This window comes from Sporosarcina sp. FSL K6-1540, assembly GCF_038620285.1.
Taxonomy (GTDB): Bacteria; Bacillota; Bacilli; order Bacillales_A; family Planococcaceae; genus Sporosarcina; species Sporosarcina psychrophila.
This window is the reverse complement of record NZ_CP152018.1, coordinates 4,418,323-4,434,318: the sequence shown is the minus strand read 5'-3', so window position 1 is coordinate 4,434,318 and position 15,996 is coordinate 4,418,323. Positions and strand designations below refer to the sequence as shown.

Annotated in this window: 17 protein-coding genes; 16 read left to right on the top strand and 1 reads right to left on the bottom strand. The window is 42.8% G+C overall.

Features of this window, described 5'->3' with window-relative positions:
• The first annotated feature begins 11 nt into the window (after window positions 1–11).
• The 11 genes from hisC (at window position 12) to MKY15_RS21275 (ending at window position 9,641) form a co-directional block, all read left to right on the top strand.
• Window positions 12–1,112 (top strand): histidinol-phosphate transaminase, encoded by a 1,101-nt coding sequence (hisC, locus tag MKY15_RS21325; RefSeq protein ID WP_342538530.1) that lies wholly within the window; start codon window positions 12–14, stop codon window positions 1,110–1,112.
• Window positions 1,109–2,209, top strand: coding sequence for a prephenate dehydrogenase (locus MKY15_RS21320; RefSeq protein ID WP_342538528.1), 1,101 nt, complete (start codon window positions 1,109–1,111; stop codon window positions 2,207–2,209). The genes hisC and MKY15_RS21320 overlap by 4 nt, the downstream gene beginning before the upstream one ends.
• A gap of 17 nt (window positions 2,210–2,226) precedes the next feature.
• A complete protein-coding gene (aroA, locus tag MKY15_RS21315) occupies window positions 2,227–3,534 on the top strand; it encodes a 3-phosphoshikimate 1-carboxyvinyltransferase (RefSeq protein ID WP_340742313.1) in 1,308 nt (435 codons plus the stop codon).
• Window positions 3,535–3,572: 38 nt separating this feature from the next.
• A complete protein-coding gene (locus MKY15_RS21310; RefSeq protein ID WP_067210357.1) occupies window positions 3,573–4,838 on the top strand; it encodes a tetratricopeptide repeat protein in 1,266 nt (421 codons plus the stop codon).
• A 1-nt stretch (window position 4,839) separates the two neighbouring features.
• A complete protein-coding gene (locus tag MKY15_RS21305) occupies window positions 4,840–5,391 on the top strand; it encodes a ReoY family proteolytic degradation factor (RefSeq protein ID WP_187045126.1) in 552 nt (183 codons plus the stop codon).
• A 57-nt stretch (window positions 5,392–5,448) separates the two neighbouring features.
• The gene (locus MKY15_RS21300) at window positions 5,449–5,898 is read left to right on the top strand and encodes a YpiF family protein (protein ID WP_342538527.1); all 450 of its coding nucleotides are present in this window, start codon (window positions 5,449–5,451) and stop codon (window positions 5,896–5,898) included.
• Window positions 5,899–6,045: 147 nt separating this feature from the next.
• Entirely contained in the window at window positions 6,046–6,549 is a 504-nt protein-coding gene (locus MKY15_RS21295; protein ID WP_067210351.1) for a ubiquinol-cytochrome c reductase iron-sulfur subunit, read from the top strand.
• Between the two features lie 23 nt (window positions 6,550–6,572).
• Entirely contained in the window at window positions 6,573–7,247 is a 675-nt protein-coding gene (locus MKY15_RS21290; RefSeq protein ID WP_067210348.1) for a cytochrome b6, read from the top strand.
• A gap of 41 nt (window positions 7,248–7,288) precedes the next feature.
• Window positions 7,289–8,053, top strand: coding sequence for a menaquinol-cytochrome c reductase cytochrome b/c subunit (locus tag MKY15_RS21285; RefSeq protein WP_067210345.1), 765 nt, complete (start codon window positions 7,289–7,291; stop codon window positions 8,051–8,053).
• A gap of 248 nt (window positions 8,054–8,301) precedes the next feature.
• Entirely contained in the window at window positions 8,302–8,901 is a 600-nt protein-coding gene (locus MKY15_RS21280; protein ID WP_338656369.1) for a DUF1405 domain-containing protein, read from the top strand.
• Between the two features lie 71 nt (window positions 8,902–8,972).
• Entirely contained in the window at window positions 8,973–9,641 is a 669-nt protein-coding gene (locus tag MKY15_RS21275; RefSeq protein WP_342538525.1) for a zinc metallopeptidase, read from the top strand.
• A gap of 712 nt (window positions 9,642–10,353) precedes the next feature.
• Here the strand turns inward: MKY15_RS21275 and MKY15_RS21270 are convergent.
• Window positions 10,354–11,226 (bottom strand): YitT family protein, encoded by an 873-nt coding sequence (locus tag MKY15_RS21270; protein WP_067210339.1) that lies wholly within the window; start codon window positions 11,224–11,226, stop codon window positions 10,354–10,356.
• 106 nt (window positions 11,227–11,332) lie between these two features.
• On the opposite strand from MKY15_RS21270, the gene MKY15_RS21265 reads away from it, so the two are divergent.
• The 5 genes from MKY15_RS21265 to MKY15_RS21245 are packed head-to-tail and all read left to right on the top strand — an operon-like array spanning window position 11,333 to window position 15,791.
• Window positions 11,333–11,671 carry a nucleotide pyrophosphohydrolase gene (locus MKY15_RS21265; protein WP_067210336.1) on the top strand — a complete coding sequence of 113 codons (339 nt, stop codon included), beginning with the start codon at window positions 11,333–11,335 and terminating at the stop codon, window positions 11,669–11,671.
• Window positions 11,668–12,468 carry a 4-hydroxy-tetrahydrodipicolinate reductase gene (gene dapB, locus MKY15_RS21260; RefSeq protein WP_067210334.1) on the top strand — a complete coding sequence of 267 codons (801 nt, stop codon included), beginning with the start codon at window positions 11,668–11,670 and terminating at the stop codon, window positions 12,466–12,468. The genes MKY15_RS21265 and dapB overlap by 4 nt, the downstream gene beginning before the upstream one ends.
• 41 nt (window positions 12,469–12,509) lie before the next feature.
• Complete coding sequence (gene bshA, locus MKY15_RS21255; RefSeq protein WP_338656373.1) at window positions 12,510–13,643, top strand: N-acetyl-alpha-D-glucosaminyl L-malate synthase BshA; 1,134 nt, start codon at window positions 12,510–12,512, stop codon at window positions 13,641–13,643.
• A complete protein-coding gene (locus MKY15_RS21250; protein ID WP_338656375.1) occupies window positions 13,640–14,830 on the top strand; it encodes a CCA tRNA nucleotidyltransferase in 1,191 nt (396 codons plus the stop codon). Before bshA ends, MKY15_RS21250 begins: the two co-directional genes overlap by 4 nt.
• Window positions 14,808–15,791, top strand: a complete 984-nt coding sequence (locus MKY15_RS21245; RefSeq protein WP_067210327.1) for a biotin--[acetyl-CoA-carboxylase] ligase — start codon at window positions 14,808–14,810, stop codon at window positions 15,789–15,791. The genes MKY15_RS21250 and MKY15_RS21245 overlap by 23 nt, the downstream gene beginning before the upstream one ends.
• Window positions 15,792–15,996 lie beyond the last annotated feature (205 nt).

Below are 15,996 nucleotides of genomic sequence, written 5' to 3'. Positions count from 1 at the left end.
GAGGGAATTTTATGAACTGGAAAAAAGCGCTTGATAGTATGCAACCTTATAAACCAGGTAGATCGATTGACGAAGCAAAACGAATATACGGTCTGGATGATGTTGTAAAACTTGCTTCAAATGAAAACCCGTATGGCTGTGCACCATCCGTCAGAGACTATTTGACATCAGCCGCAATCCAACATGAATTGTATCCAGACGGCTATGCGGGGGGACTACGGAAGAAACTTGCGGAGAAACACGGAGTTGACGAAACCTCTTTGTTATTCGGAAATGGCTCAGATGAAATCATTATGATCATTTCAAGAGCGCTCCTTGGCAAAGGAGTAAATACTGTTATGGCGACACCGACATTCCCTCAATATGCTCATAATGCAAGAATAGAAGGTGCCGAAATCCGGGAAGTACCGCTGAAGGATGGTCATCATGATTTGGATGGGTTCTTGGGAGCTATCGATGGTGAGACTGCGGTTGCTTGGCTATGCAATCCGAACAATCCGACTGGTAACTTGATTCCTAGCGACACGTTAAAAGGATTCCTTGAACAAGTTTCAGAAAATATCCTAGTCGTTCTTGACGAAGCGTATTTCGAATACATTACTGGCTCTGAGCATATCGACTCGATTTCATGGCTGGAAAAATTCCCGAATGTCATTATTTTACGGACGTTTTCCAAAGCGTACGGATTGGCTGCATTCAGAGTTGGCTATGCAATTGGTCACCCGGAGGTCATTTCTAATCTCAATAAAGTGCGGAGCCCGTTCAACAATAACTCGCTTGGTCTAGCAGTTGCGGAAAAAGCGCTCGAAGATGAAGCATTCATCGAACATTGTCGTAACCTGAATCATGAACAAAGGCTACGGTTTACACAGTATGCTTCGGACAATAAACTGCATTTATTCGATTCCGAAACAAATTTCGTTTTAATTGCAGTGCCAGGTGATGCAGATGATGCTTCAGAAAAGCTGTTGCAGCAGGGATTCATCATTAGAAGCGGAAATGCACTTGGAACCCCCGGTTATATAAGGGTGACAATTGGGTCAGAAGAACAGACTAGTAACTTCTTCAAAGCATTTGATACGTTGTTGCAATCCGAGGGTTCAGCCGTATGAAACCGAATATCGCGATAATTGGACTTGGCCTGATTGGTGGTTCGCTCGGGCTTGCTTTGAAACGTAACCCCGGTCTGCAAGTAACGGGGTACGACCGATCCTTCAGTACGTTGGAACAAGCCTTCCGTAGGGGGATCATTGATACAATTGCCACATCTATTGAGAATGCATGTGAACATGCGGATGTCATCATCTTTGCAACGCCGGTCAATACGACGGTTGCAATGATGCATCAAGCGGTCAACTGGAAATTGAGAACTGACGTTATTATGACGGATACGGGCAGTACAAAAGGTCCAATAATGGATGCTGCAAAACATTTGCTTGAACGTGGAATTACATTTATCGGTGGCCATCCAATGGCGGGTTCTCATAAAAGTGGAGTAACTGCGGCTAAAGAGCATCTATTTGAAAATGCGTATTACATATTGACACCAGATTCACAAACAGACAGTGCAAAGGTCGAACAGCTCCGCGTTCTACTTGGTCCAACGAAAGGGAAAATTGTCGTGCTCGATTCTGAAGAACATGATCGGATGACGGCAATCGTTAGCCATTTTCCACATCTCGTCGCTTCTTCGCTCGTTGGAAGGCTATCAGCACAACAAGAAGAGCAACCGTTTGTTAAAAAACTTGCGGCGGGCGGGTTTCGTGACTTGACTCGAATTGCATCTGCAGATCCCATCATGTGGCGTGATATTACGACGCAGAACAGGGAAGAGTTGTTAAAGCAACTGGACGGATGGCTTGAAGAGATGGAAAATGTTCGAAATATGCTAAAATCGAATGACCCCGACGAAATATATAATTATTTTGCAGGGGCGAAACAGTTCCGAGACGACTTACCGATTACGTCTCAGGGTGCATTCTATATGACATTCGATTTGCATATTGATATTCCTGATCACCCTGGTATCATTTCGGAAATCACAAAAAAACTTGCGGATGAACGGATCAGTTTAACAAATATCCGAATCGTTGAGACGCGGACGGATGTCTTTGGAATACTTGTTATCAGCTTCCAAACTACTGATGACCGGGAACGAGCAAAATCCGCTCTTTCCAAAACAATGAATTTTAGCATGTACATAGTTTGAATGGGGGGCTTTTCTTGGTGGAGACGAAACTAGTGGCGTTCAATAAACCAGAATTGAAGGGTAATGTGGTAGTTCCAGGTGATAAATCGATATCGCACCGGGCCGTGATGCTCGGTTCCATCGCCGAAGGTAAAACAAAAATTACCGGATTCCTGGACGGAGAAGATTGCCTACGAACAATTGATATTTTTCGACAACTCGGCGTATCAATTGAAAGGGATGGTACTAACGTCACGGTAGATAGCCCTGGAATGCAAGGGTGGCAAACGCCGTCTGAGGAACTTTATGCAGGTAATTCTGGGACAACAGCACGTCTAATTCTTGGAATACTTGCGGGCTCAACTATCAAGTCTGTTCTGACAGGCGATGAATCACTATCAAAGCGTCCAATGAATAGAGTTACACTACCCTTGTCGTCCATGGGAGCTTCTGTAGTAGGAGAACCAGATGGCAATCTCCTGCCACTCACAATTACGGGTGGACCGCTCTCTGCAATTGAATACGACATGCCTGTTGCCAGTGCCCAAGTTAAATCGGCTATTCTGTTTGCTGGTTTGAATGCGGAAGGGACAACTGTTATTAGTGAGGAGACAGTTTCGCGCGACCATACTGAACGTATGCTGCAGCAATTTGGAGCAGAGGTTCAGGTGGACGGAACTAAAGTTAGTGTCAAGGGCGGGAATGTGCTCCGGGGCAAAGATGTGTTAGTTCCAGGTGATATTTCATCAGCGGCATTTTTCATGGTTGCAGCTGCAATGATTAAGGGAAGTTCCGTTACGTTTACGAATGTCGGGCTTAATCCGACAAGGACGGGGATATTGGACGTGCTTACGAATATGGGTGCTTGTGTTGAAATCCTTGAAGAAGTTAACGGGGCTGGCGAACCGTATGGTACTGTAAAAGTATCCTACGAAGGTTTGCATGGTACTGAAATCAGTGGGGACTTAATACCAAGGCTTATCGATGAGCTGCCTGTTATCGCATTGCTCGCAACGCAGGCCGAAGGAACAACAGTTATCAAAGACGCCGGGGAACTACGGGTCAAAGAGACAGATAGAATTGCTGCGGTAACAACAGAGTTGAAAAAATTGGGTGCAAATATCGAAGCGACGGACGATGGGATGATCATTCATGGACCTACGGAACTCTCGGGTGGCACACTTGTTTCGTACGGCGATCATAGATTGGGTATGATGGCTGCAATTGCAGCACTTGTCGCCTCAGCTCCAATCCAAATCGAAGATCCGTCATGCATAGCTATTTCATATCCAGGATTTTTCACAGACTTGGAAAAGCTCGCTGTTTCTATAAATACAAAAGGATAACAGCTTGATGTATACATTTTGAAAGTTCAGGTGAAAATATGGGACAGTTAGAAGAAATTGAACGAACTATTTTAGAAGGTGATGTAGAAGTACTCACCGGTGTTATTGATCAGTTAACGGGGTCGACCGATTTCGATTTGCTCTATGAAGCGGCAGATTTATTTGCTAGTTATGGATTTATGGGGGAGGCTGATCGCCTTTTTGAAACGTTGCGCCTTCATTTACCGGATGAAGCCCAGTTGAAAATTGATCGCGCCGGTACATTACTGGAGCTCGGGGAAGAGGACGAAGCGCTTCTTCTTCTCACGGATGTGGGGCCGGACGACGAAGAATATGTCCAAGCCCTTTTAGCGTTAGCGGATTATTATCAGATGTCCGGAATGGCGGAAGCAGCTCTTGCGAAGATTAAGGAAGCTCATGAACTTGTACCTGATGAGCCCGTCATTCGGTTTGCGTATGCGGAATTGCTCCTTGATTCTGGGAAGTACGGAGAGGCTACACGGATGTATCTTGATTTGAATGATGAAACGGAAGAAATTGGCGGCATTCGTATTGTTTCAAGACTTGCGGAAACATATAGCGCTGGTGCTGCTTATGAAGAAGCAATACCTTACTACGAAGAAATGCTACAGGATAACGCCTTGCCAGATACACTTTTCGGGGCGGCATTTGCTTACTTCCAAAGTGGCAATGCAGAAAAAGCAGTCACATTGCTAGACGATTTAATTGAAATGGATCCAGATTACTTTTCTGCTTATATGCTGGCAGGACAGTCTTTGTCAGTTTTAGGTGATGATCAAAGAGCATACGATATGTTCAAAGATGGAATCCGCAGGGACGAATTTGATAAGGAACTGCAATTGACCGCTGGGAAATCAGCATTGAAATTAGGTATTCCAGAAAAAGCAGAAGAACATTTGAAAGAAGCATTGGCACTCGATCCAGAATACATTGAAGCACTTATTACGCTTGCCTCGCTGTACAATGAGAGAGAACAGAGCCCTGAGTTGCTCGATCTACTTACGTACTCACAAGATAATCAAGTTGACATACCTTTATTGGATGCGTTTATGGCCTATGCATATGAACGTGAAGAACAATATGAAGATGCATACACATCCTATGGTAAGGCATATATTGGGATGAAGGATGACCACAGTTTTCTTGGAAACTTCGCGAAATTCCTGATTGAAGAAGGAAAACGTGATGAAGCCCTCAAAATAGTCAAGGAATTGGTTGAACTTGACCCTGACGATGAGAATTGGAGAGCTTATCTGGAAGCACAAAATGACGAGGAGGTGTGACATGACGGCCATGGTTCCTGTCGCTGCTAAAAAGGACTTTGTGCGATGGTTCTTAAAGCGCTACAAATTGAAGCGCCGTGAATGTGTGTGGATTTTGAATTACCTTCTAAGCCACGAACAGCTTCTGCAAAACGTCCACTTTACGGATGAAGCACATTACTGTCCAAGGGCGATGGTGATGTCAACAACGGGTTCGGAGAGCATTCCGTTTCGTTTTTATAAAGGGAACTTAATGACTGCTGATGCCGAGAAGTCATTTCATGACTTAAGACTTCATCCAGATGATAAGATGTATATACAATTAAATTTTTCGAACAGCCACTCTTGCCCAGAATATGCGAGTGTTCGTGAGGAAAATCCTTTTCTTCCGGATTATTTACAGGTAAGTGAAGGCGATCGGGAAATTGCAGAACAATTACTGGAGGAAAGTGCTGCTTTAATGACCGTTGATATGCTTATGAAAAGGGTTGATGAGGCCCTCGATACAAACGATAAGGAACGGTTTATCGCATTATCTGCGCTGTTGAATGACATGAAGGTATCGAAGAACTAACGACTCCGCCCAATTTGGTGGAGTTCTTTATTGATTTTTCAAGGAGGTAATTTTGCAATGAACTGGACTGCACAAGATATGGATACATATTTGCAACAGAAAGAATATATCGATACACTTATTGTACCCTTACTTAAAGTAGAGACTGTGCCGGGGAATATGAAAACCAGCGCGTCATCTTCAGAGTTTCTGATGCACCTTACGACTTTCATCGAAACGCAATTCAAAGGGCGTATGATGCTAATGCCACCATTTGCTTATACGCAGTCAATGGATCTGACGGAGCTGGCTGCAACACTGTCTCGGGACTTTGCGGCGGCACCATTTAAACACGTATTTTTCTTGACGACTGATGTTACGTGGACAAGCCTTAAATTAGATGGTGAAGTGATCTGGTTACCGTCAATTCCGCTGGAAAGCATGGATCCACAATTAAGAAAAACAATCATTGAAGATCAGCTTCGACAGGTTTTACCACGCTTCACGGAAAAATGGTCGGAGCAGTAAAATTCGATATTTGTTCACAAACTTCCATCTGTTCGGAAAGCAGGATTGAATTTCCTTTAGTATTGATATATCATAGATATGTCCTAGTATTACAATTAGCAAAAGAATGTCCGTTGGACTGACCTTTAAGTAAGAGGAGGGAAATTAATGAGCAAGAAAGTGTCAAGACGCCAATTCATGAGTTATACACTTATGGGTGTTGGTGGATTCATGGCGTCAGGTATGTTGATGCCTATGGTCCGTTTTGCAATCGACCCTGTCTTGCAGAAGAAAGATGAAGGAGACTTCATTCCGACTCCGCAAAAAGTGGACGAGTTAACGGAAATACCAGTTCGTGTCGATTTCACTATCAAAGATCGTAAGGATGCCTGGTATAAATCTGACGTGTCAAACACTGCGTGGGTTTATAAAGAAGGCGATACGGTTATCGCGCTTTCCCCTGTCTGCAAACACCTTGGTTGTACAGTGAACTGGGGCGGCGATGAAAAGCATCCAGACCAATTTTTCTGTCCATGTCACGCAGGACGTTATATGAAAAATGGCGACAACGTAAAAGGAACGCCACCGCTTGGACCACTTGACGAATTTGATGTTAAAGTCGAAGGCGGATTCGTGTATCTTGGAAAAACAAAACCGAACACATTAGTTTAAAAATGTAAGGGGGTACGACCGAAGTGCTAAATAAAATTTATGATTGGGTTGACGAACGGTTGGATATCACCCCGATTTGGCGCGATATCGCTGACCACGAAGTACCTGAGCACGTAAACCCTGCACATCACTTTTCTGCATTCATCTATTGTTTCGGAGGACTGACATTCTTTATCACTGTCATCCAGATTCTTTCTGGTATGTTCCTTACAATGTATTACACACCGGACATTGAAAATGCATGGAAATCCGTTTATTACCTTCAAAATGAAGTAGCATTCGGTGAAATTGTGCGTGGGATGCATCACTGGGGAGCGTCACTGGTTATCGTAATGATGTTCCTACATACGCTGCGTGTATTCTTTACGGGCTCTTATAAGAAACCACGTGAACTTAACTGGGTTGTCGGAGTATTGATCTTCATGGTCATGCTTGGCCTTGGTTTCACTGGTTATCTACTGCCATGGGATATGAAAGCATTGTTTGCTACGAAAGTAGGAATCGAAATTGCGGCTTCCGTCCCGTTCATCGGTGAATCAATTAAAGTTCTCCTTGCAGGAGACTCAACGATTCTTGGTGCACAAACACTAACACGTTTCTTCGCGATTCATGTATTCTTCTTACCGGCTGCTTTGCTTGGGTTGCTTGCAGCACACTTTATCATGATCAGAAGACAAGGTATTTCAGGACCGCTATAAGATTGACTGGCGTCCAATGAAATTAATAAGGAGGGGACATTATGCACCGCGGAAAAGGGATGAAATTTGTCGGAGATTCGCGCATTAAGGCTAATAACAAGATGCCGAACGTCCCGAAAGATTACTCAGAATATCCGGGTAAAACGGAAGCATTCTGGCCAAACTTCCTCTTGAAGGAATGGCTGATTGGTGCAGTTTTCCTTATTGGATATTTAATATTGACAGTTGCTCATCCGTCCCCGCTTGAACGTCAAGCGGACCCGACGGATACGATGTATATGCCGGTTCCAGACTGGTATTTCCTATCTATGTATCAATTGTTAAAGTATCAATTTGCTTCAGGACCGTTTAATATTATTGGTGCTATTATCATGCCAGGTCTTGCAATGGGTGCCCTGATGCTTGTTCCATTTATGGATACTACAAAGGAGCGCCGTCCGTTTAAACGTCCGCTACCTACTGCATTCATGCTTCTTTCATTCGCAGCTTTGTTCTACTTGACATGGGAATCATACGTGAACCATGACTGGGATAAACAGAAAATACAAGGTGCGATTGTCGAAGAAGTTGAATTCGACACTGAATCTGAAGGTTATCAAATCTACGCTGGAGCGAGCTGTATTGGTTGTCACGGTGATGCATTCCAGGGTGGACTAGGTAAGCCCTTAGTAAATACTGGTCTGGCTGCCGATGAAATCGTGAAAATTGCTCATGATGGACAAGGCGACATGCCTCCTGGAACATGGGAAGGCTCAGATGAAGATTTACAAATACTTGCCGAATTTATTGAAGGCTTGAAAAACTAGTAACAAAAAAGAGTCAGGAAACTGACTCTTTTTTTATTACTTAGGAAACAATAAAGTTCGAGGATAGTGGGTAATCTAGGAGAGATGATAGTCCACGTCCAGACTTCAGCACCTATAGACTCGGATAGTCCACAGGATGTAGATCATGCAGCTGTTGTCACAGGAAATGGCGCACTTAGGTTGCGTTTATTAGTAACATGCGCTTACGCTTTTGTTGATACATATTAAGTTATTTTGGAGAGGTGCCCATGGGTTTATTTATACAGAAAATTTGGCTCGTGCTTTCTCATAAATCATTTCTTTGGATTCTGTTATTTATTAACTTGAGTGGAACGGTGTTCGGCTATGATTGGTATATGTGGCAACTTAAAATCACGGAGCCAAAATTTTGGGTTTTTGTGCCAGACAGTCCTACGGCCAGTCTGTTTTTCACGCTTGCCATCATCGGTTGGCTAATCGGTAGGAACTTTAAGTTAATCGAAGCGCTTGCACTTATAACGCTTGTAAAATACGGACTTTGGGCGGTCGTCATGAATCTATTGACGCTTGTCGAGACAGGTTCAATCGGCTGGATAGGCTGGATGCTTATCGGTTCGCATTTCGCGATGGCGCTTCAGGCAGTATTATACAGTCCGTTGTATAGGTTTTCATTTGTCCATATTGCAATTGCGGCGGTTTGGACACTTCATAACGATGTCATCGATTACGTTTACGGGCAAATGCCAATCTATTATGATTTGATGAAGCATATGGATCATATTGGTTACTTTACATTCTGGTTATCGATTGCCTGCATCGCACTGGCTTATTGGGTATTGAAGAAGAGGTCGGACACTGTTATATGGTAATAGTAAATAGTTGCGGATGAAGTGTGACCGCTATAGAATAGGTCATATAGAGAAAAGGGAGGAAGTTGACTATGTTCTGGATTTACTTGGGTGCAATTATACTATTGCCGCTTTATGCCCAATTCAAAGTGAAAAGCACATACAAAAAGTACTCTAAAGTGCGTTCTACATCTGGAATGACAGGTGCGGAGGTCGCGCGTCTTATCCTTGACCAAAATGGGTTACAAAATGTGCAAGTGATTGAAAGCCAAGGATTTCTGACTGATCATTATAATCCGGTTACGAAAGTTATTGCGTTATCCACACATAATTTCCGGGAGGCATCTGTCGCAGGTACAGCAATTGCCGCACACGAAGTTGGTCATGCAATACAGGACAAGGAAGCCTATTCATTTTTACGTTTCCGTCACCGTTTAGCGCCAGTTGCGAGCATCACTTCCAATGCATCGTGGGTTTTCATTATGATTGGTGTGATTTTCTCAAGCATGAATTCCTTGCTTGGAATCGGTATCGCGCTACTAGCAGTCGGGGTTCTGTTTCAAGTTGTTACATTACCAGTTGAGTTTAACGCATCTACACGTGCGATGAATCAGATTGTTACACTTGGTATTATTCGCAATGAAGAAGAGAAAAGTGCAAAAAAAGTATTGAGCGCAGCGGCGATGACTTATGTCGCAGCAACTGCTGTTGCAGTACTTGAACTGGTTCGTCTTATCCTGATTTTTAGGGGCAGAGACTAAGTAGAATATAAAAAATCCGTCCTCATATTTTGAGGAACGGATTTTTTTCGGTTACATTTAGTAGAAAAGAAAGTCACACGTGTTGATTAACCAAAAGCAACCAGAAAACAACTGAATCAAACACTAGGCGCTCCGAGTACAGTTGATTTAGATAGCTTTGGATTGAACGATTCCTATAGATTAAGATATCTCGGTAATCGTATGGTGGTCGTTCATCCGTCGCTTTGAAAAGGTACACGAAGTGCTAAAGCTTTTTTGGATGAAAGAATAGTCGGCTTCTTATCTGGATAAAAGCAGCAAAAGATACAATTTGGGCTGCTCACTCCTTCTCTATGGTTTTTCTTTTTTTATTTTAAGGAAGCGTTAACCTCTACAGGAAATCACATGAGGACAAGCGTGATTTTACTGAAAATAAGAAAGGCACGCATTGTAGAAAATGCAAAGGTGCCCGAAATTGTATCTTCGGGCACCTGTAACTTCTGTGGAAAGTCATCTATTCTTATTTTGCAAGCAACTTCAATATTCACTCGAACGTTGTAGGTACGCGACAGGCAACTAATCGGAACAGGATTATAGAAAAGAGGGTGGCTAGTAGTGACGAAGTCACTGCTAGCCACCCTTGTGCCTCGGTAACACTGTCGTGATTAGTTTAGCCGAAAGCGAGCTGGAAACATACTAGTCCAAATGAAGACTTTTGCGCTTTCCGCTTTACTTATCGCTCAAGCGGCTGTTTTTGTTCATCCAGCGTAAAGCCTTCACCCATTACGTCGTGAACATCGGTGAGTGAAACGAAGGCATGCGGATCGACTGACGTTATGATGTTTTTCAAACGAACAATTTCATTTCTTCCGACGACACAATAGAGAATTTCTCGATCAGATTTAGTGAAATGACCGTATCCTCTGAAGACGGTTACACCACGATCCATTTCTTCAGTGATTTTCGTTGCGATATCATCTTGGCTATCAGAGATGATGAAAGCACCTCTAGCTGCGTATGCGCCTTCTTGAACGAAGTCGATGACGCGGGCGCCAACAAACAGCGCAACAAGCGTATACATCATCGAGCGGTGGTCTAGATAGACAGCCCATGAAACGAGAATGACAAGCGCGTCGAATAGAAACATTGTCTTTCCCATACTCCAACCGATGTATTTATGAGCAAGACGTGCGATAATATCTACACCACCAGTTGTTCCGCCATATCTAAAAATGATACCGAGCCCGATGCCGATAAACACACCCGCGAACAGGGCAACAAGAAACATATCGTCTTTTAGATGGATATCAATTTGATAAATCATGAATACTTTAAGGAAAACAGACACAGCAATTGTTCCAATGACTGTATAGACAAATACTTTTTTCCCCAATAGTTTCCAACCGATAATAAACATTGGAATGTTCAAAATGAGGTTCATAATCGCTGGATCCCATTTGAAAGCGAACAGGAGAATCAGTGTAATTCCTGTAAAACCACCTTCGGCAAGTTCGTTTTGAATATTAAAATGGACGAGACCGAAACTGAAAATTGCAGCGCCAAGAATGATGAAAAAAATATTTTTGAATTTGATCCCGTCGAGCATGTAGCGCACACCTTTCTTTTTCAAGCAATATAACTATTATCAGCTATAATTTTTATTTTGACAATAGTGTTATTAATTTATACGATGGTAGAGGGAGTTGACGCAAATGGAGCAATCGCAGACGATGGAAAAACTACAACAAGAAGTAGATTTGTACATAAACGGCTTTAAAGAAGGTTACTTCCCCCCGATGGAACTGGTTGCCAGGTTGACTGAAGAACTTGGGGAATTGTCGAGAGAAGTACAACATGTATATGGCATGAAAAAGAAAAAATCGAGTGAGGCGATAAAATCACTGGAAGAAGAAACAGGAGATTTGTTGTTTGTTCTTATTTGTTTCGCCAATTCACAGGGAATTAGTTTGGAAAAGGCACTTTCAACAGTTCTTGATAAATTCAAGGATCGGGATGCCGACCGCTGGACAAAAAAGGAGGAAACGATATGACAATAAAAGTTGCAATTGCCGGAGCACGAGGCAGATTGGGGAGCGCGGCGTTAACTGCGATTATGAAGGCTCCAAATATGGATCTGGTTGCTGTTCTCGATTATAAGTATGAAGGTCAGTATTTACATGGAACTGAAGTGAATGATGATGCGAGCGGGATCCCGATATATACATCATTAGAAAAGTTGGCAACTGCCAACAAGCCAGATGTACTTCTTGACGTTACAGATCCAGATGCTGTTTTCAAAAATGTACATGATGCCATCACACTTGGAATCCGACCTGTCGTAGGGACATCCGGGCTTTCTAAGGATAATATTGCCCTTTTGACAGATTTAGCAGCTAAGAATCTGATTGGTGGGATCATTGCGCCAAACTTCTCAATCGGAGCGGTATTGATGATGAAGTTTTCGGCCATTGCAGCGCGTTACTTAGGTGATATAGAAATACTTGAAATGCATCATGACAATAAAGTCGATGCTCCATCAGGAACGGCAGTAAAAACAGCTGAAATGATTAGCGAGGTTAGGGACTCACATAGACAAGGACATCCAGACGAAAAAGAACATCAAGCCGGAGCACGTGGAGCGGATTTCGAAGGTATGAAAATACATAGCATCCGATTGCCGGGGCTACTTGCGCATCAGCAAGTGCTGCTTGGAGGCGAAGGTGAATTGCTAAGTATTCGCCACGATTCTTTCGATCGAAAATCATTTGCGCCGGGGATTCTTATGGCGATACACAATGTTATGGAACGTCTAGATTTGGTTTATGGACTTGAAAATATTATCGACTAATAGTGAGGAAATAGTACTGTAAGTCGAAAGGGGCACTGTTATTGGAAAAGTTGAAAGTCGGTGTAATCTGCTATCCCTCTCTAGGGGGGTCCGGGGTTGTAGCAACCGAGCTTGGAAAAATGATGGCAGATAAGGGCCATGAAATGCATTACATCACATCGAGTAAACCGTTCAGATTTCTGGATGCACACCAAAATATACAATTCCATGAAGTGAAAATCGATGGTTACTCGGTGTTTAAATATCCACCTTATGATATTGCGCTCGCCAACCGTATTGCGGAAGTAATCGAGACAGAAAAACTTGACCTTCTTCATGTCCATTATGCTGTACCTCACGCGGTATCGGCTGCACTTGGTAAAGATATGGCGAATTCCACGATTGGCGTCATCACGACGCTACATGGAACAGATGTAACTATTCTTGGACATGATCCGGGACTGCGAAACACAGTGCGTTATGGAATCGATAAATCTACGATTACAACAGCTGTGTCCGAATCGCTTCGATTAGAGACATTGGAATTGATTCAACCGAAAAAAGATCTGGTAACTATTTATAATTTCATCGATGAAAACAAATACCATCCGGTCAATCCTGGTACACTAAAAAGCGATTTTGGGATTAAGTCGGATGAAAAAGTGATTGTCCATATTTCGAATTTCAGGAAAGTGAAACGAATTCCCGATATTATTGAAAGTTTCAGGGGCGTATTGAAAGAAATCGATGCAAAACTGCTTCTTGTCGGGGACGGACCTGAAAAAGTGGAGATGGAAGCGCTCGTTATGGAATTAGGTTTGCAGGCTCAAGTTATTTTCACGGGAAAACGGGATGACTTACCTGAACTTCTAGCTATCAGCGATGTCATGTTTCATTTGTCGGAAAAAGAGGCGTTCGGCCTTGTTCTGCTGGAAGCGCTCGCTTGCGGATTACCTTCAGTTGCGACAGATGTCGGTGGAATTCCGGAAGTGATTGAAGATGGTGTCAACGGTTTTCTTGTCCAAGTAGGTGATACAAATGCGGCAACGCAAAAAGCGTTGCTACTACTGAAAGACGATGGCTTACGTGCTACATTCAGGGAAAACGGACTGATAACAGCGGCAGACAAGTTCCATTCATCTACAATCGTTAATCAGTATGAAAAACTTTATTATGAGGTGGCGGGTAATAAATGACGACATCATTCGGAACCGTGCCGAGCCGCGAAGTTATCCATATCCTTGAAAATGCAGGATATGAAGCTGTTTTTGTCGGAGGTGCGGTACGGGATCACCTTTTAGGGAAAACGGCGACGGATATCGACATTGCAACTTCTGCGGAACCTAAAGAAGTAAAAGCAGTATTTCCGACAACTGTAGATATTGGTACAGCACATGGTACGATCCTTGTGTTGATGAATGGTGAACCGATTGAAGTGACTACTTACCGGACAGAAGGCACGTATACAGATCATCGTCGACCGGATGAAGTTCATTTCGTCAAATCTTTACAGGAAGATTTACGGAGACGTGATTTTACGATAAATGCGCTGGCGATGACAAAAGATGGTGAGCTAATCGATTTGTTCGGTGGTAAGGCAGATATGGCTGAACGAATCATTAGAGCTGTAGGAAACGCAGCAGATCGGTTTAACGAAGACGCACTCAGAATGTTCAGGGCTATCCGTTTTACGGCTGTCCTTGGTTTTGATATAGAAGAACAGACACTTAAAGCGATTCGTGATAATGCTACGCAAATTCGTTACATATCCGTAGAAAGACTAAAAGCTGAAATGGATAAATTATTTGCAGGTGATTATGTAGTTAAAGCTTTTCACAACATACAAAATACAGGATTAAATTTACATTTGCCTCTATTTCCAACAGACACCGAAAAACTCAACCGTACTGTGCCATTCGAATCGGCAGTTGAAGGTTGGGCTTGTTTTATGATTGTAGGTAACTTTTCACCGTCGGATGTTGCAAGAGCGTATAAATTATCAAACGTTGAAAGAACATTTCTATCAACCGTAAAAGATGCTTATGCGAATCGAATGGATTGTCAATTTACGCTTGATGATTATTACAATTATGATTTAGCTACTTTGATTACAACTGAAAAATTGATTCGATCAATTCACGCTAATGTCGAAGCAATTTCATTTACGGAAATTAAAAAGATGAAACAGTCACTACCGATTCAATCCATAGCAGATCTTTCTGTAGACGGTAAAAAACTGATGGAGTGGACAAGCCAAAAGGGCGGCAGATGGATCGGTGAATGGATAGGGAAAATCGAACAAGCCGTCTTGCACGGGACATGTAAAAATGATCCAAACGACATAAAGGAATGGTTTCTATATGAATTCAATCGTGAAAAATGAATTGTTGAAAAGACTGTTCGAAGCAGAAGGCGAACCTGTCTCCGGACAAGAAATTGCTGATCAATTCGGGTTATCAAGGACTGCCATTTGGAAATACGTAAAAGAGCTCGAAAAGGATGGCTACGTGATTGGGACGATTCGAAAAAAAGGGTATTATCTTATTGAATCACCAGATCGGGTGAACGAAGCGAATGTACAAAAATATTTAACAACAAAAAAGTATGGTCAGCACATCCATTATTACGAAACGTGTAAGTCGACGCAGTTAATCGCGCATGATGAAGAACAGAACGGTGCGGCAGATGGAACTGTTGTTATAGCGGAAGAACAAACTGCTGGTAGAGGCCGTATGGCGCGTCCATGGAGCTCCACAGCGGGTAAAGGGATTTGGATGAGTGTAATTACACGGCCATCACTAACACCACAACAAGCCCCACAGATGACGTTAGTTGCAGCGGTCGCTGTAACACGTGCCATTCAGGAAATGACAGGAATTGATCCAGATATTAAATGGCCGAATGATATCCTGATTAAGGGAAAAAAAGTGACGGGTATTTTAACGGAGCTTCAAGCAGATCCAGATCAAGTAAAGGCAGTCATTCTAGGGATTGGCATGAACGTTAACCAGAACGAATCGGATTTTCCGGAGGAACTCCAAGGCATAGCTACATCACTAAAAATGCTAACCGGGAAGCCCATTGATCGTTCGCAATTGATTGCAAAAACGCTTGGATTTCTTGAAATATATACTGATCTCTATGTTAAACACGGATTTGGGCCGATCAAGATGTTATGGGAAGGCTACTCTAATACGACTGGGAAACGAATTCGAGCGGTTATGCTCAATGAAACGATTGTCGGGACAGCTCTCGGTATCTCTGAAGAAGGTGTACTCGAACTTAAACTTGATGATGGTACCATCCGAGGTATCTATTCGGCAGATATCGAACTTTCAAATTGATCGCTATACATGTAACTTCCAATTTGTTATAGTAGTTTCGAAGGGCGGTATCTAGTGTGAACTGCACCTGTTAGAAATTTCGGTAAACTTAAATTCAATATGATCTGCCTTGATCTTTACTAAAAGACAGGGACGGAGGAAACCATCACAAGATGATACAACCCTTCTGTCCATTTTTGGCGCAGAAGGGTTTTTATATCCGGTT

Bases quoted from the DNA above. Each gene is read 5' to 3' on its own strand.
- hisC (WP_342538530.1), top strand. From the start codon at position 12: ATGAACTGGAAAAAAGCGCTTGATAGTATGCAACCTTATAAACCAGGT.
- MKY15_RS21320 (WP_342538528.1), top strand. From the start codon at position 1,109: ATGAAACCGAATATCGCGATAATTGGACTTGGCCTGATTGGTGGTTCG.
- MKY15_RS21310 (WP_067210357.1), top strand. From the start codon at position 3,573: ATGGGACAGTTAGAAGAAATTGAACGAACTATTTTAGAAGGTGATGTA.
- MKY15_RS21305 (WP_187045126.1), top strand. From the start codon at position 4,840: ATGACGGCCATGGTTCCTGTCGCTGCTAAAAAGGACTTTGTGCGATGG.
- MKY15_RS21300 (WP_342538527.1), top strand. From the start codon at position 5,449: ATGAACTGGACTGCACAAGATATGGATACATATTTGCAACAGAAAGAA.
- MKY15_RS21295 (WP_067210351.1), top strand. From the start codon at position 6,046: ATGAGCAAGAAAGTGTCAAGACGCCAATTCATGAGTTATACACTTATG.
- MKY15_RS21285 (WP_067210345.1), top strand. From the start codon at position 7,289: ATGCACCGCGGAAAAGGGATGAAATTTGTCGGAGATTCGCGCATTAAG.
- MKY15_RS21280 (WP_338656369.1), top strand. From the start codon at position 8,302: ATGGGTTTATTTATACAGAAAATTTGGCTCGTGCTTTCTCATAAATCA.
- MKY15_RS21275 (WP_342538525.1), top strand. From the start codon at position 8,973: ATGTTCTGGATTTACTTGGGTGCAATTATACTATTGCCGCTTTATGCC.
- MKY15_RS21270 (WP_067210339.1), bottom strand. From the start codon at position 11,226: ATGCTCGACGGGATCAAATTCAAAAATATTTTTTTCATCATTCTTGGC.
- MKY15_RS21265 (WP_067210336.1), top strand. From the start codon at position 11,333: ATGGAGCAATCGCAGACGATGGAAAAACTACAACAAGAAGTAGATTTG.
- dapB (WP_067210334.1), top strand. From the start codon at position 11,668: ATGACAATAAAAGTTGCAATTGCCGGAGCACGAGGCAGATTGGGGAGC.
- MKY15_RS21250 (WP_338656375.1), top strand. From the start codon at position 13,640: ATGACGACATCATTCGGAACCGTGCCGAGCCGCGAAGTTATCCATATC.
- MKY15_RS21245 (WP_067210327.1), top strand. From the start codon at position 14,808: ATGAATTCAATCGTGAAAAATGAATTGTTGAAAAGACTGTTCGAAGCA.